Below are 13,882 nucleotides of genomic sequence, written 5' to 3'. Positions count from 1 at the left end.
GTTGAGTAACGGCCTGCAGCGCAGCAGCCTCGCAGCGCCCCGCCGGCCGGGCTCTTGGCCCGCCACCACCGGGGCGGTCAAACCAGTATTGTGCCTCAAAACCGAACCGCCCCCCTTAAATTGGGGCGGAGGCCGAATTATCAAGCGCGCCGCGCGCTCAGCCCTTCAGCGTTTGTTCCAGCACGTGCAGCTCGTGGTTGAGCTGCGCGTCCTTGCTGCGCTCGTCGGCGATCTTGCGCACCGCGTGCAGCACGGTGGTGTGATCGCGCCCGCCGAACAGCTCGCCGATTTCCGGCAGGCTCTTCTGCGTGAGTTCCTTCGCGAGATACATCGCAATCTGTCGCGGCCGCGCGATGTTCGCGGGGCGCTTCTTCGAGTACATATCCGCGACCTTGATGTTGTAGAAGTCGGCGACGGTCTTCTGGATGTTCTCGACCGAAATCTGCCGGTTCTGCACGGTCAGCAGGTCCTTCAGCGCTTCCTTGGTCAGCTCGATTGAAATTTCGCGGCCGTGGAACTTCGAATACGCGAGGATCTTGCGCAGCGCGCCTTCGAGTTCGCGCACGTTCGAGCGCAGGTGCTTCGCGACGAAGAACGCAACGTCTTCCGACAGGTTCACGCCTTCCGACTGCGCCTTGCGCATCAGGATCGCGACGCGCATTTCCAGCTCGGGCGGCTCGATCGCGACGGTGAGGCCCGAGTCGAAACGCGAGATCAGGCGATCGTCGATGCCCGAGATTTCCTTCGGATACGTGTCGCTGGTGATGATCACCTGCGCCTTGTTCGCGACCAGCGCCTCGAACGCGTAGAAGAATTCCTCTTGCGTGCGCGACTTGCCGGAGAAGAATTGAATATCGTCGATCAGCAGCAGGTCGAGCGAGTGGTAGTAGCGCTTGAAGTCGTCGAACGCCTTGCGCTGGTACGCCTTCACCACGTCGGACACGTACTGTTCCGCATGGATGTAGCGGATCCGCGCGCCGGCCTTGTCGAGCAGCAGCTGGTTGCCGATCGCGTGGATCAGGTGGGTCTTGCCGAGGCCGACGCCGCCGTACAGGAACAGCGGGTTGTACGAGATGCCCGGGTTGTCCGCGACCTGGATCGCGGCGGCGCGCGCGAGCTGGTTCGCCTTACCGGTCACGAAGTTGTCGAACGTGAGCACAGGGTTCAGCTTCGAACGCTCGTACATCGAATCGGCTTCGCCGCCGTTCGCGGGTGCGGCACCCGGCCCCGGGCGCCACGTGCGGCGGCCGGCGGCCGCTTCGTGCGCGGGCAGGCTCGGCAGGTCGATGTCGGCGTCGTCGGCGTTCAGGTGGTGCGCGGCGGCCGCCGACGGCGTCATCGGCACGTCGGCCGGCGCGGTGGGCGCAGCGCCGGCGTTCGCGGCCAGGTTGGCGGCGATCGCGGCCACCGTGGCGGCCGGGCCGCTCGGTGCGAGCGGCGCGCGCGGGGCGGCTGCGCCCGATGCGGCGCTGGCCGCGGCACTGCGCATGCCTGCCTTGGGATCGAGGACGAACTGGACTTCGATCGGCGTGTTCCAGAATTCGCGGGCCAGATCGGAGATCCGTCCCGAAAACTGGCTCTTGACCCAGTCCAGCTTGAAGCGGTTCGGCGCGGCGATGGACAGCGTGTTCGCCGACGCATCGAAGGCCACCGGGGCCAAGGGTTTGATCCACGTCACGTACTGCTGGGGCGTCAGCTCGCGCTCCAGCAGTGCGGAACAGTGTTGCCAGAAATCGTTCATCAAGTAACTGTCGTTTTTTGCGTGCACAGCGCGGCTCGCCGGCGCCCTTGTCGCGGTTGCGCAACAAGGCCCGAAGCGGTCGTGCGAGCGTGCCTCGGACGCCTGCGTCACAGTGCTGGAGGGGCAGGCGCGGGCCGAGGCGGCGTGCGGGATTCTTGGAGATAAGGCGAGATTCTAACGCCAAACGCGGCCACAGCGGGACTTATCCACAGGCTGTGTTTGTGGGGCGCGGGGCCGGATCGGGGCGGCCCGGCACAGGCGAGCGACTCGTAAAGTATTGACCGTCAACGGAAAAACGGTTTAAATAGCGGGTTCCGCGAAAACCAATCCTGTATTCCCGGCGATTGCGTTCGCCCGAATGCCTACGGTTAAGGGCACGCGGTCCCCTGAATTTCGACATTCTCGAACAAGTGAGAACATCATGAAACGTACTTACCAACCGTCCGTGACGCGCCGCAAGCGCACCCATGGCTTCCGTGTCCGCATGAAGACGGCAGGTGGCCGCAAGGTCATCAACGCTCGCCGCGCGAAGGGCCGCAAGCGCCTCGCCATCTAAGGCAGGTTGCGCGCTGTGTCCGCCGTCCGCAGTCCTGCGGAAGGTGCCGTCGAGCCGGGTGCGAATCCGTCGCAGACGAAAGCCGCCTTCCCGAAAGCTGCGCGACTTCTGAAAACGGATGAATTTTCATCCGTTTTTCGTTTGCGCCCCTGGCGGCGCTCCGCGCACTTCGTGATTTACGGCAAGCCGACCGGTCAGCCCGCGCGTCTGGGGCTCGTCGTCGGCAAGAAGTATGCGCCGCGTGCGGTAACACGTAACCTCGTGAAGCGGCTGGCGCGCGATGCGTTTCGCTTGCGCCGGGCCGAGTTCGCCGGTTACGACCTGCTGCTGCGGCAGCACACGCGCTTCGACAAGAAAGCGCTGCCGAGCGCGGCTTCCGCCCCGCTCGCGGCGATGTGCGCGGCCGAGATCCGCGAGCTGCTCGACAGGGCAGTCCGGGAAATCGCCCGCCGTGCGTCGAAGCCCGCGTCCGAGTGACGCATCCGTGCCCAGTGCGGCGTTCGCGCCTGCCCGGCCGGTTTTGACGCGGCGTCGTACGGCGCCGCCCAAGGTATGGAAACGGTATTGATCGCCTTGCTGCGCTTCTACAAGGTTGCCGTGAGCCCGATGCTCGGCAACCGTTGCCGTTTTTATCCTTCCTGTTCGGATTACGCGCGCGAGGCAATCCAGTATCATGGCGCCGCGCGCGGCACGTATCTCGCCGTCAGGCGCGTGTGCCGATGCCATCCGTTTTCCGCGGGCGGCATCGACCTCGTCCCGCCGCCCAACTCCGACACTCGCGCTCGCGGCGAAGCCGACGCGCGGTCCCATCGACTCTGAGACAACGCATGGATATCAAACGCACCGTCCTATGGGTGATCTTCTTCATGTCAGCTGTCATGCTGTACGACAACTGGCAGCGGTCCCATGGACGCCCGTCGATGTTCTTCCCGAGCGCCACGCAGACGGCCCCCGCGGCCGCTGCCGGCGGTGCATCGGGCACGGGCGCGACGACGACCGCAGGTGAAGTGCCTGCCGCCGCAGCCGGCGCCGCCCCGTCGACGACGGCACCGGCCGCCCAGGCGCAGCTCGTGAAGTTCTCGACCGACGTGTACGACGGCGAAATCGACACGCGCGGCGGCACGCTCGCGAAGCTGACGCTGAAGAAGCAGGGCGACGGCAAGCAGCCCGACCTGTACATCACGCTGTTCGACCACACGGCCGGCCATACGTATCTCGCACGCTCGGGCCTGCTCGGCGGCGATTTCCCGAACCACAACGACGTCTACACGCAGCTGAACCCCGGCTCGACGTCGCTGACGGGTGACCAGAACGCGCTGAAGCTGTCGTTCGAATCGCCGGTGAAGGGCGGCGTGAAGGTCGTGAAGACCTACACGTTCACGCGCGGCAGCTACGTGATCGGCGTCGACACCAAGATCGACAACGTCGGCACGGCGCCTGTCACGCCGACGGTCTACATGGAACTGGTGCGCGACAACACGGCCGTCGAAACGCCGATGTTCTCGCATACGTTCCTCGGGCCGGCGGTCTACACGGACGCGAAGCACTTCCAGAAGATCAACTTCAGCGACCTCGACAAGAACAAGGCCGACTACGTGACCTCCGCCGACAACGGCTGGGTCGCGATGGTGCAGCACTACTTCGCGTCGGCCTGGATTCCGCAGCAGGGCGTGAAGCGCGACATCTATGCTGAAAAGATCGATCCGACGCTGTACCGCGTCGGCGTGAAGCAGCCGGTCGCCGCGATCGCGCCGGGCCAGTCGGCCGACGTGCAGGCACGCCTGTTCGCCGGTCCGGAAGAGGAGCGCATGCTCGAAGGCATCGCGCCGGGCCTGGAACTCGTGAAGGACTACGGCTGGGTGACGATCATCGCGAAGCCGCTGTTCTGGCTGCTCGAGAAGATCCACGGCTACATCGGCAACTGGGGCTGGTCGATCGTGCTGCTCACGATCCTGATCAAGGCGGTGTTCTTCCCGCTGTCGGCTGCGAGCTACAAGTCGATGGCGCGCATGAAGGAAATCACGCCGCGCATGCAGGCGCTGCGCGAACGCTTCAAGAGCGATCCGCAGAAGATGAACGCCGCGCTGATGGAGCTGTACAAGACCGAGAAGGTCAATCCGTTCGGCGGCTGCCTGCCGGTCGTGATCCAGATCCCGGTGTTCATCTCGCTGTACTGGGTGCTGCTCGCCTCGGTCGAAATGCGCGGCGCGCCGTGGGTTCTGTGGATTCACGACCTGTCGCAGCGCGATCCGTTCTTCATCCTGCCGGTGCTGATGGCCGTGTCGATGTACGTGCAGACGAGCCTGAACCCGACCCCGCCGGACCCGGTTCAGGCGAAGATGATGAAGTTCATGCCGATCGCGTTCTCGGTGATGTTCTTCTTCTTCCCGGCCGGCCTCGTGCTGTACTACGTCGTGAACAACGTGCTGTCGATCGCACAGCAGTACTACATCACGCGCAAGCTCGGCGGGGCCAAGAAGAAACCGGCCTGACGCCCGTTGCACACGCGGGCGGCGAGCCGCCCGCGATGCACGCAAAAAAAGCCGCATGGTTCGCGCCATGCGGCTTTTTGCTTTTGCGGTTCCGGTGCGGGTTCAGCCTTTCTTCGATTCGCCCGAGTCGCCGTAGAACTGCTCGACCAGTTCCTGCACGAGGTAGCGATGATGCGGCGACAACGCTTCGATCTTCGACGCGAGTTCGATCGTCTCGGGCGTCGGCGGATAGCGCTCGTCGCGCGGCAGCGGTTGCGGCGTCGGATGTTCGATCACGCTCGGCGACGGGCCGTAATGCAACCAGTGGAGTTCGACGCGCAGCCATTCGGCGAGCGTGGCGAGTTTGTCCGACGTCGGAATCGTGCGACCCGTCAGCCACTTATGCGCGGTTTGCGGCGAAACGGGTTGCGCTCCGCGGTGGCGCAGATTGAATCGGTTCGCCAGTTCGGTCGCACCGGTGATCTTCTCCGGGCTGCGCCGCAGGGCGAATTTCAGGCGTTCCGAGAACGCGGCTTTTTCTTCGGATGTCGGCATGGGGGAGATTGTGCAATTCCACCGCCACGTTTCAGACAACCAATCGGGCTAAACGTATCTCGTTCAGACGAATCCCGATCTCGATCGGAGTGGGGGGCAAAATTGAGGGCCACAGTGTTGGGCCGCTCCAGCAGGCATACTCGTCCGAAACGGTGACTGTGACATTGCGCCGGACTGATACTTGGCTTATCCCCGGCGGGATAAATTCGGGCGCGTCCGAATCCAGCGCGGCGACCGATGGCGTGTGAGCCGGCACGCTACAATGCCGGCGTTCCGATGCTCGAACTGTTGCGCGGGCGCACCATATTCACTGATCACCCGATTCATCCGATTCCCATGCTCGCTACCGATTCCGATCCGATCGTCGCCATTGCCACTGCTGCCGGCCGGGGTGGCATCGGGGTCGTACGTGTCTCGTTCGGGCGCGGCGGCGAGGCGGCCGCGTTGCCGCTGATCGACGCGTTGTGCGGGCAGAAGCTCGCGCCGCGCCATGCGAGCTACGTGCCGTTCCTCGACGAGCACGGCGCGCCGCTCGACCGCGGGATCGCGCTGTATTTCCCGGCGCCGCATTCGTACACCGGCGAGCACGTGCTCGAGCTGCAGGGGCACGGCGGGCCGATCGTGATGCAGCTGCTGCTGCAGCGCTGCCTGGATGCGGGGCGCGGTTTCGGGCTGCGGCTCGCGGAGCCGGGCGAATTCACGCGACGCGCGTTTCTGAACGACAAGCTCGATCTCGCGCAGGCCGAGGCCGTCGCCGACCTGATCGAGGCGAGCACCGAAGCGGCGGCGCGTTCGGCCGGGCGCTCGCTCGACGGTGCGTTCTCGAGGCAGATCCATGCGCTCGTCGACGACGTGATCACGCTGCGGATGCTGGTCGAGGCGACGCTCGATTTTCCGGAAGAGGAGATCGATTTCCTGGAGGCGGCCGACGCGCGCGGCAAGCTCGCGAAGATTCGCGCGCAGCTCGCGCACGTGCTGGGTGATGCGCGGCAAGGTGCGCTGTTGCGCGAAGGATTGTCGGTCGTGCTCGCGGGGCAGCCGAACGTCGGCAAGTCGTCACTGCTGAACGCGCTGGCCGGCGCGGAGCTGGCGATCGTTACGCCGATCGCGGGCACGACGCGCGACAAGGTTGCGCAGACGATCCAGGTCGAAGGGATTCCGCTGCACATCATCGATACGGCCGGGTTGCGCGAGACGGAGGACGAGGTCGAGCGGATCGGCATTGCGCGTACGTGGAGCGAGATCGAGCGGGCGGACGTCGTGCTGCATCTGCTGGATTCGCGCACCGGGATGACGGCGGATGACGAGACGATTGCCGCGCGGTTTCCGGGCGGCGTGCCGGTGGTGCGTGTGCTGAACAAGACGGACCTGACCGGCGTGGCGGCGTGCGTCGAGCATCCGGCGGCGGAGGGCGACCTGACCGAGGTGCATCTGTCGGCGAAGCGCGGCGACGGGATCGACATGCTGCGCGCGGAGCTGCTGCGGATCGCCGGGTGGCAGGCCGGGGCGGAAGGTGTGTATCTCGCGCGGGAGCGGCATCTGATCGCGCTGCGGGCCGCGCAGGAGCATCTCGCGCAGGCGGCGGATCATGCGGAGCAACGCGCTCAGTCGCTCGATCTGTTTGCCGAGGAACTGCGGCTCGCGCAGGAGCAACTCAATTCGATTACCGGGGAGTTCACTTCGGATGATCTGCTGGGGGTGATTTTCAGCAGGTTTTGTATCGGGAAGTGATGCCCGCGGATTCGACGTTCGAAAGCGCTTTTCGGTTCGTCATTCGCTGTTGATCGGCCACCCCGATCACGATCGATCCCCCGTGCACGTCACGCGGCCTGCCGTAAAATCGGCCGGCCGGGACATTTCGACACAACGACCCCCGGTCCAAAAAACAAAGAGAGGGCACGCATGGGATTCGGATTCGGAAAACGCGGCGAATCGACCGGCAACTCGACGACCGACATGGCGAAAAGCCAACGGTCGCGAGCGAACGACAACTTCACCGCGGAGCTCGAGCTGCGTCGGGCATTTGCGGTATTTGAATGCTGTGCATCGCACGGCACATACGTCGACCTCAACGACGTGGATACCGGCTGGCGCCATCTGCGGGAAGAAGGCCGGGTGTCGTCCGATCTGGAAGCCGCATGGAAAGAGCTGGACGGCATCCTGCTGACCTACGCCAATGCCGGGGTGCTCGCCGAACCGGACAAGGCGCGCGCCCGAAACCTGACGGATGACATCGAGGCACAACTCGATGCCGTACAGGGCAAGGTGGACGGCATGGTCGATGCCGTTGTCGCAATCAACGTTGCGCGGCTCAAATACCCTTCGAAGAGCTGGATCGTCGATGGCATATTCGCGGCCATGTTCGGCGTGATAGGCGGTGCGATCCTGGGTACCCTGGCCGGCGAGCTTGCCGACCATACGCCGGCCGTCGGGAACGTCGTCTTCGGTCTCGTGATAATCGGTTCGGTACTCGTGGCGCGTTATCGCCATCGGCGGAAAATCGTCGCGGCCGACGAGAAAATTGCGCAGGCGCAAGCCGAACTCGACCGCATGGTCATTCGAAACCTGTCGCCTTCCGCGTATCCGCCGCCGATGACGGCTACGGGCACGACCTGAGTTCGCGTTTCGGATACGGCGACGCCAGTCGCAAACCTCTGCCGAAGTTGAATCCCGTCGCGCTGCCGATGTTTGCCGCGCGTCACACCGAGTGCTCCGATGCCTGGCCATTCGATCAAACGTCACGCCATTCTTCGCGCCGTCTTTGCCGACGATGCGCCATATCCCGACCTGACGCCGCGTCATGTCGCGCTGATGAGGCGGCTTCAGGTCATGTGGCTTCCGATCGAATCCGGTGCGCCGGGCATTGTTCCCGAGCCGCCACTGAGGGGAACCGGCACGACGATCGATCTCGCCAAGGCGATCCTCGAAACGGGCGACGACGTGCTGGCCATTCGCACACTGGCAGAACTCGGCCACGTCGTGCCCGAATTCGTCACGGTCGCGGGCACGTTGTCACCGGGGCAATACGTGATCCCGGCCGAACTGCGCGAGGCGTTCGATTTTCCGGAAAGCGGCGTTGACGCATCGGGGCGTTTCGAATTTCGCGCCGAGCATCTCGCGATACTGCAAGGGACCGTCTGGAGAACGCTCGACGATTACTCGATCGATGCGGTGCTGAAGCGCGATGACTTCTGGCCGCTGTCCTACATCGACGGCAAGCGGCCCTATGGGGAGTGCACGTACTTCCAGATCGACATGGCCGAACTGCTGGGGGAGCCTTATCAGTTCGATGCCGAACGCAATCTGATCGAAGACGCGGAGAAGGATGCGCGCCTCGAGCGTCTTCACTACGAAACGCTCGCTGCGCTACAGTTATTTCTGATGCATGCCGAGTTGACCGCGCCGGCTTGATGGCGCGAAGGCCCGGATCGAAGCAGCCGGACCGTCATCCACGTCAATCCCAATGCCGGTGATGGTAATACCCGCCACCACCGTAATACCCGCCGCCGTCAGGCACCACGATACAGCCGCTCAACAACACGGCGACGCCGGCAATCAGCAAAAGGGTCTTCTTCATCGGGTTCACCTGCTCGGGTTCAATATGAAACCCAGCATAGCGAGCGCCCGCAACACCGGCTGTAAGCGATCGTTTCCCTGCCCCGCAATCCGTAACGGCGGATTATTCCGGTCACAATGACCGTAACAAATCCCCAAACAGCAGACGTTTTCAGGCAGTGACGACCCTGTTTCGCCCCGTATCCTTCGCGCGATAAAGCGCGGCATCGGCGGCTTCGATCAACGCATCGGGTGTGGAGAGATCGTCGGCCGCCACGGTCGCGCAGCCGACGCTCACGCTCACGCGCCCGGCGGGTGATGTCGGCATCGCGAGATCGAGCCGCAGTACCGCCTCGCGGGCTTCCTCGGCGACGACCCGCGCGCCGCGCGCACCCGTGTTCGGCAGCACGATCGCGAACTCCTCGCCGCCGTAACGCGCGACCATGTCCGCGGGCCGCCTCACCGCGCCGGCCAACGCATTCGCGACGGCAATCAGGCATGCGTCGCCCTTCACGTGACCGAACGCGTCGTTGTATGCCTTGAAGTGGTCGACGTCGACCATCAGCAGCGACAGCGGTTCGCCTTGCCGTCGCGACTGCAGGAACAGCGTGTGGAAGTGATCGTTGAAGTGCATGCGGTTGAATGCGCCCGTCAGGCCGTCGCGCGCGGACGAACGGATCAGCGTCGCGTGCGCCTCGAACAGCCGCTGATACAGCATCGTCACTTCCCATGCGAGCACGCACACGAGCACGCCCGGCGTGAACATGCTGAACACGCGCGCGAGATACCAGCCGACCGTGAAGCGATTGGTGCTCATCAGGTTCAGCGTGGTGTCGGTGAGGCACGCGAGGACCGCGATCGCGAGCCACAGGTCGAGGGTCGTGCGCAGCCGGCCGGTGGCCAGCACGGCAACGAGCGCCAGCGCATTGAGCAGCCACACGACCAGCGCGACGGCGTTGACGGGCAGCACGGCCGCGTCGCCCGGCGGATGAAACGCGGGCGGCAGCGACACGTTCAGCGCGAACAGGCACAGCAATCCCGCGACGACAGCCGGCCCGCCGATCAGTGCGAGCGTCCACCACCGTGTCTGCCGTGCGCCGACCGGTGCGCGCGCCAGCCGCGCGCGCGCGAGCAGCGCGACCATCACGAAACTCGGGAAGCCGGCATGCCAGAAGATCCACATCCACGCGGCGCTTTGCGGCTGCGCACCGAACAGCCCGTGCGGCGCGAATACGCCGGGAAAAGTGAGCAGCTGCAGCGCGACGGCGAGCGCGGTGAACGCGTAGGCGCCGCCGAGCGCGCCGAGCATCGGCTGGCGGGTCACGGTGAACTGCGCGCCGAGAAAGAACGCCGCGATGCTCGCGGTGGTGAACACGGTGAGCGCGCACATCGGCATGAACGGCTCGACGGCCGGCAGCGCGACGTTCGCGTGCGGCGCGGCGATCCCGAGCGCGAGCACGATGACGAGCGCCGTCAGTGTGCCGAACCAGAGCTGACGGCGTGTCGTGTGCTGGATCAGGATGCCTTCCATGGAGTTCCCCGGGGCACGTACGCGGAAACGCCCGGTCTTGCGCCGGGCGACAGGCAGCCGGCCGCTGCGCGACCGGTGCGGCCTGATCCTATCGCGTTATGGTTGCGCGCTCAAACCCCGAGGCCGGGACCGAAGTTGCCGGCAACCCAGTGCGTGACGGCGTCGACGTCCGCGTAGTCCTGTTCGGGCAGGCCGTCGAGCATCGACAGCACTTCGTTGCTGGCGCCCGCGTCGCGCGCGGCATCGACGATCGCATCCTTGTTGGCCGGATAGCGGACGGCCGCCAGCACGTCGGCGATCTGCAGGTCGATCGTTTCGTTGGGAATGTCGTGCGGAGGCTGGGCGGGCTGGTCGTTCACGGCGGCGTCTCGCTGAGTGAGCGGGTTGAGCGGGAATCGGATCGAGGCGGAATTCGGGCGTGTAACCGGGTGCGTACCGGGGCGCGTCATGCGTTCACACGCCAGGGCGGCCAGGGCGGCCAGGGCGGCCAGGCCGGCGCGCCCCGCGGATGAACGCCAGTCGACTCAATGCCCGCGTCGCACGCGGCGCCACGGATGCTTCCAGTCGATGTGCGGCGCGTTTTCGTCGCGCGGATGCTGGCGCCGATGTTCCTGCCACAGTTCGTCGGAAAACAGCGCCGCCACGATCACGAGCGGCAGCACGAGGAAAATTCCGAGTATCACTTGCTCGATCACGATAGCCTCCTTGCGGTGGCAGGAACCCTTGCTCCCATTCTAGGCTCTGAACTTCGCCCGCGTTCAACTTCTTACAGTGCGGAACAGGCCCGGAAGCGGCCTTGCCCGCACGTGCGCCGGCATCAAAAAGGACATGAACATGCAACTCCAGAACGATACCAACACGCTTGCGCTGCGGCCGCTGGAGCGCCAGGACCTGCGCTTCGTCCATGAACTGAACAACGACGCAAAGATCATGCGCTACTGGTTCGAGGAGCCGTACGAAACCTTCTCGGAACTGTCACAACTGTACGACCGCCACGTGCACGACCAGCGCGAGCGCCGTTTCGTCGCGGTCGACGCGCAAGGCGAACTGGTCGGCCTCGTCGAACTGATCGAGCTCGACTACATCCATCGCCGCGGCGAGTTCCAGATCATCATCGCGCCGCAATGCCAGGGGCGCGGTTATGCGGGCCTGGCGACGCGCCTCGCGATCGAGTACGCGTTCAAGGTGCTGAACATGCGCAAGCTGTACCTGATCGTCGATACGTCGAATGCGGCAGCGATTCATGTGTATGAAAAATGCGGATTCCAGCACGAGGCCGAGTTGAAGGAAGAATTTTTCGGAAACGGCGCGTATCACAACGCTTATCGCATGTGCATCTTTCAACGCGATTATTTCGAACACCAGCAATCCAGTCCGAACAGGGCAGGGTAAACGCGCTGGCGAAAGGCGCTTGCAGTGGGTTTTCGCGGGCACCGAATACATTCGGGGAACTACGGATAAATACGGATTCGCTTATACCTGGCATTTTTCTTGTATCAGGTATTTTCGATTCCGCGCTGCGGTAAAGTCGATTCGTTTCGAATGACTTTATGTGCGGCGCATCAAAATGATCCGGATGGCGAAATGGATTATCCAAACCGTTCAATCGCCGCAATGTAACTTGGATGAAAGCCCTGCCGGATAACGCTTTCCGCCCGGCGTGACGGGCCTGTCCGCCACGCAACGGGTGTTGCCCGCCGCGCGTGCCGCGCGAAAAACAGGCTGCGCACGGGGTGCGACAATCCGCCGCTATTGCGGTCGCACAATAAATGTGCTTGCTATCGCTTGCCGGTCTTCTAAAGTGAAAAACGCGGGTTCACGATCACCTTTAAACACATAGCTAACCCAAGCCTGGTGCCCGCAAGCCTGGAGACAGAACATGATGAAGCGTACCGGTATCCTTTTTGCCCTCGTCGGCGCATTTTGCGCGGTGTCGATTGCCCAGGCGGGCGGCGATTCGGCCGTCAAGCCGACGCAGGAAATCCAGTTGACGAAGAATGCATGGGGCTGCCTGTCGAAAGACAATCTGGATTCCGTACTGAGTCACGAACGTGACGGCAAGTCGCAGGCGAAGCAGCAATACTTCGACGACTACCGTTGCCTGTCGGTACCGGAAGGCCAGCGTTTCCGCGTCGTGTCGGTCGACCAGGGCGACGTGCAGTTCGTCAGCGCCGACAACAGCGACCAGCAGGGTCTCTGGACCGATTCGCGCTTCGTCAAGCAGTAACCGTCCATTCACCGCGCAGTCGCATGACGCGCGAGCGCGCCGGCCCGATGAGCCGGCGGCGCGAACCGAACACGGCCCGGCACATGCCGGGCCGTTGCGCTGTGGGTGACGCATGACACGCGCCGGACGGCGCGCATTCGGTATCATCACGGCCCGACCGAACCGAATGCCCGCCCGGGCCGCATCCGCATGGCGCTGAAATCCACGATCTACAAAGCCGAACTGCAAATCGCCGACATGGATCGGCATTACTACGCCGATCACGCGCTGACGGTGGCGCGCCATCCGTCGGAAACCGACGACCGGATGATGGTGCGCATCGTCGCGTTCGCGCTGTTCGCGCACGAGCGGCTCGAATTCTGCAAGGGGCTGTCGGACGTCGACGAGCCCGATCTGTGGCAGAAGGACCTGACGGGCGCGATCGACGTCTGGATCGAAGCCGGCCAGCCCGACGAGCGGCGCATCTCGAAGGCGGCCGGCCGCGCCGGGCAGGTCACCGTGATCGCGTACGGCGGCAAGACGTCGGATATCTGGTGGCAGGGCGTGCGCAGCAAGGTCGAGCGGCTGCGCAACGTGCAGGTGCTGTCGCTGGCCGACGGCGTCGCGGCCGCGCTCGGGCGGCTCGCGGAGCGCTCGATGCGCCTGCAGTGCACGGTGCAGGACGGCACCGCGTGGATCTCGAGCGCCGACCACGATCCGGTCGCGGTCGAATGGACGGTGCTGAAGGCGCGCGCGGATGCATGACGGCCCGCGCGCCGGCCGCGTTCAGCCGATCGCGGCCGGCGGCCCCTTGAATTCGAGCATGTTGCCTTCCGGGTCGAACAGGTAGATCGACGGCCCGTAGCCGCCGGCGCCGTAGCGTTCCGCAGGCGCGCCCGGCCGTGCGCCATGCGCGGCGAAATGGGCGGTCAATGCGTCGGGATCGAACGGCTCGACGCGCAGGCACAGGTGATCGAGATTGCGCCCCGTGCCGGGCGGGCCGCTGTCAGGGCGGTCAATCGGGCCGCCGACCGACAGCAGGTCGATCAGTGCATCACCGGCGCGCAGCTGCACGAGGCCCAGGTCGGGCTGTTCCTTTTCCACATGGCAGCCGACGGCGTCGCAGTAAAAGCGCGTCATCGCGGCCATGTCGGTCACGCGCAGCACGATGTGATCGATCGCGCGGATGGTGGGTTTCATGGACAGGCGCTCCTTCGCAGTCGACAAGCATCGAGTGTAGACGCATCGCGCCTGCGCCGCCCGCCGG

17 protein-coding genes are annotated in these 13,882 nt (G+C 64.6%); 10 read left to right on the top strand and 7 right to left on the bottom strand.

The genetic code is table 11. From position 1 onward, the window contains the following. Positions 1-157 precede the first annotated feature (157 nt). Positions 158-1,741, bottom strand: coding sequence for a chromosomal replication initiator protein DnaA (gene dnaA, locus APZ15_RS03840; RefSeq protein ID WP_027788803.1), 1,584 nt, complete (start codon positions 1,739-1,741; stop codon positions 158-160). A 421-nt stretch (positions 1,742-2,162) separates the two neighbouring features. On the opposite strand from dnaA, the gene rpmH reads away from it, so the two are divergent. The 4 genes from rpmH to yidC all read left to right on the top strand — a co-directional run bounded on the left by rpmH (position 2,163) and on the right by yidC (position 4,789). Then, positions 2,163-2,297 (top strand): 50S ribosomal protein L34, encoded by a 135-nt coding sequence (gene rpmH / locus APZ15_RS03835; protein ID WP_004198824.1) that lies wholly within the window; start codon positions 2,163-2,165, stop codon positions 2,295-2,297. A 15-nt stretch (positions 2,298-2,312) separates the two neighbouring features. After that, positions 2,313-2,774: a ribonuclease P protein component gene (gene rnpA / locus APZ15_RS03830; protein ID WP_021157986.1), complete on the top strand. Its 462-nt coding sequence runs from the start codon at positions 2,313-2,315 to the stop codon at positions 2,772-2,774. 75 nt (positions 2,775-2,849) lie between these two features. Next, positions 2,850-3,116 carry a membrane protein insertion efficiency factor YidD gene (yidD, locus tag APZ15_RS03825; protein WP_006750110.1) on the top strand — a complete coding sequence of 89 codons (267 nt, stop codon included), beginning with the start codon at positions 2,850-2,852 and terminating at the stop codon, positions 3,114-3,116. 8 nt (positions 3,117-3,124) lie between these two features. After that, positions 3,125-4,789, top strand: coding sequence for a membrane protein insertase YidC (yidC, locus tag APZ15_RS03820; protein ID WP_027788804.1), 1,665 nt, complete (start codon positions 3,125-3,127; stop codon positions 4,787-4,789). Between the two features lie 102 nt (positions 4,790-4,891). Here yidC and APZ15_RS03815 read toward each other — a convergent pair whose 3' ends face one another. Continuing rightward, on the bottom strand, positions 4,892-5,323 hold the full coding sequence (locus APZ15_RS03815; RefSeq protein ID WP_021157984.1) for a helix-turn-helix domain-containing protein: 432 nt from the start codon (positions 5,321-5,323) through the stop codon (positions 4,892-4,894). A gap of 336 nt (positions 5,324-5,659) precedes the next feature. On the opposite strand from APZ15_RS03815, the gene mnmE reads away from it, so the two are divergent. From mnmE to APZ15_RS03800, 3 genes are all read left to right on the top strand, one after another. After that, a complete protein-coding gene (gene mnmE / locus APZ15_RS03810) occupies positions 5,660-7,054 on the top strand; it encodes a tRNA uridine-5-carboxymethylaminomethyl(34) synthesis GTPase MnmE (protein WP_027788805.1) in 1,395 nt (464 codons plus the stop codon). A gap of 171 nt (positions 7,055-7,225) precedes the next feature. Beyond that, positions 7,226-7,939 carry a hypothetical protein gene (locus APZ15_RS03805; protein WP_027788806.1) on the top strand — a complete coding sequence of 238 codons (714 nt, stop codon included), beginning with the start codon at positions 7,226-7,228 and terminating at the stop codon, positions 7,937-7,939. Between the two features lie 99 nt (positions 7,940-8,038). Continuing rightward, the gene (locus tag APZ15_RS03800) at positions 8,039-8,734 is read left to right on the top strand and encodes a hypothetical protein (protein WP_027788807.1); all 696 of its coding nucleotides are present in this window, start codon (positions 8,039-8,041) and stop codon (positions 8,732-8,734) included. A gap of 43 nt (positions 8,735-8,777) precedes the next feature. On the opposite strand, the gene APZ15_RS42510 is transcribed toward APZ15_RS03800, so the two are convergent. The 4 genes from APZ15_RS42510 to APZ15_RS41670 all read right to left on the bottom strand — a co-directional run bounded on the left by APZ15_RS42510 (position 8,778) and on the right by APZ15_RS41670 (position 11,104). After that, a complete protein-coding gene (locus tag APZ15_RS42510) occupies positions 8,778-8,900 on the bottom strand; it encodes a hypothetical protein (protein WP_021157980.1) in 123 nt (40 codons plus the stop codon). Positions 8,901-9,050: 150 nt separating this feature from the next. Next, entirely contained in the window at positions 9,051-10,409 is a 1,359-nt protein-coding gene (locus APZ15_RS03795) for a sensor domain-containing diguanylate cyclase (RefSeq protein WP_027788808.1), read from the bottom strand. A 110-nt stretch (positions 10,410-10,519) separates the two neighbouring features. Then, positions 10,520-10,768 (bottom strand): DUF2795 domain-containing protein, encoded by a 249-nt coding sequence (locus APZ15_RS03790; protein ID WP_027788809.1) that lies wholly within the window; start codon positions 10,766-10,768, stop codon positions 10,520-10,522. A 165-nt stretch (positions 10,769-10,933) separates the two neighbouring features. Beyond that, a complete protein-coding gene (locus APZ15_RS41670; RefSeq protein ID WP_006489933.1) occupies positions 10,934-11,104 on the bottom strand; it encodes a hypothetical protein in 171 nt (56 codons plus the stop codon). 139 nt (positions 11,105-11,243) lie between these two features. Here APZ15_RS41670 and speG point away from each other — a divergent pair, with 139 nt between their 5' ends. The 3 genes from speG (at position 11,244) to APZ15_RS03775 (ending at position 13,380) form a co-directional block, all read left to right on the top strand. After that, positions 11,244-11,801, top strand: coding sequence for a spermidine N1-acetyltransferase (gene speG / locus APZ15_RS03785; RefSeq protein WP_027788810.1), 558 nt, complete (start codon positions 11,244-11,246; stop codon positions 11,799-11,801). Between the two features lie 487 nt (positions 11,802-12,288). Continuing rightward, positions 12,289-12,636, top strand: a complete 348-nt coding sequence (gene sap1, locus APZ15_RS03780; protein WP_027788811.1) for a surface attachment protein Sap1 — start codon at positions 12,289-12,291, stop codon at positions 12,634-12,636. Between the two features lie 189 nt (positions 12,637-12,825). Beyond that, positions 12,826-13,380, top strand: coding sequence for a YaeQ family protein (locus APZ15_RS03775; RefSeq protein WP_021157976.1), 555 nt, complete (start codon positions 12,826-12,828; stop codon positions 13,378-13,380). A gap of 21 nt (positions 13,381-13,401) precedes the next feature. Here APZ15_RS03775 and APZ15_RS03770 read toward each other — a convergent pair whose 3' ends face one another. Further along, positions 13,402-13,815 carry a VOC family protein gene (locus APZ15_RS03770; RefSeq protein ID WP_011353604.1) on the bottom strand — a complete coding sequence of 138 codons (414 nt, stop codon included), beginning with the start codon at positions 13,813-13,815 and terminating at the stop codon, positions 13,402-13,404. Between the last annotated feature and the right edge of the window lie 67 nt (positions 13,816-13,882).

The organism is Burkholderia cepacia ATCC 25416 (assembly GCF_001411495.1).
Classification (GTDB): domain Bacteria; phylum Pseudomonadota; class Gammaproteobacteria; order Burkholderiales; family Burkholderiaceae; genus Burkholderia; species Burkholderia cepacia.
Note: the sequence above shows the minus strand (reverse complement) of the source record. Positions and strands in the feature narration are given on the sequence as shown.

Bases quoted from the DNA above. Each gene is read 5' to 3' on its own strand.
- sap1 (WP_027788811.1), top strand. From the start codon at position 12,289: ATGATGAAGCGTACCGGTATCCTTTTTGCCCTCGTCGGCGCATTTTGC.
- APZ15_RS03795 (WP_027788808.1), bottom strand. From the start codon at position 10,409: ATGGAAGGCATCCTGATCCAGCACACGACACGCCGTCAGCTCTGGTTC.
- yidC (WP_027788804.1), top strand. From the start codon at position 3,125: ATGGATATCAAACGCACCGTCCTATGGGTGATCTTCTTCATGTCAGCT.
- APZ15_RS03770 (WP_011353604.1), bottom strand. From the start codon at position 13,815: ATGAAACCCACCATCCGCGCGATCGATCACATCGTGCTGCGCGTGACC.
- speG (WP_027788810.1), top strand. From the start codon at position 11,244: ATGCAACTCCAGAACGATACCAACACGCTTGCGCTGCGGCCGCTGGAG.
- dnaA (WP_027788803.1), bottom strand. From the start codon at position 1,741: ATGAACGATTTCTGGCAACACTGTTCCGCACTGCTGGAGCGCGAGCTG.
- APZ15_RS42510 (WP_021157980.1), bottom strand. From the start codon at position 8,900: ATGAAGAAGACCCTTTTGCTGATTGCCGGCGTCGCCGTGTTGTTGAGC.
- yidD (WP_006750110.1), top strand. From the start codon at position 2,850: ATGGAAACGGTATTGATCGCCTTGCTGCGCTTCTACAAGGTTGCCGTG.
- APZ15_RS03815 (WP_021157984.1), bottom strand. From the start codon at position 5,323: ATGCCGACATCCGAAGAAAAAGCCGCGTTCTCGGAACGCCTGAAATTC.
- APZ15_RS03800 (WP_027788807.1), top strand. From the start codon at position 8,039: ATGCCTGGCCATTCGATCAAACGTCACGCCATTCTTCGCGCCGTCTTT.
- rpmH (WP_004198824.1), top strand. From the start codon at position 2,163: ATGAAACGTACTTACCAACCGTCCGTGACGCGCCGCAAGCGCACCCAT.
- APZ15_RS03805 (WP_027788806.1), top strand. From the start codon at position 7,226: ATGGGATTCGGATTCGGAAAACGCGGCGAATCGACCGGCAACTCGACG.
- mnmE (WP_027788805.1), top strand. From the start codon at position 5,660: ATGCTCGCTACCGATTCCGATCCGATCGTCGCCATTGCCACTGCTGCC.
- APZ15_RS03775 (WP_021157976.1), top strand. From the start codon at position 12,826: ATGGCGCTGAAATCCACGATCTACAAAGCCGAACTGCAAATCGCCGAC.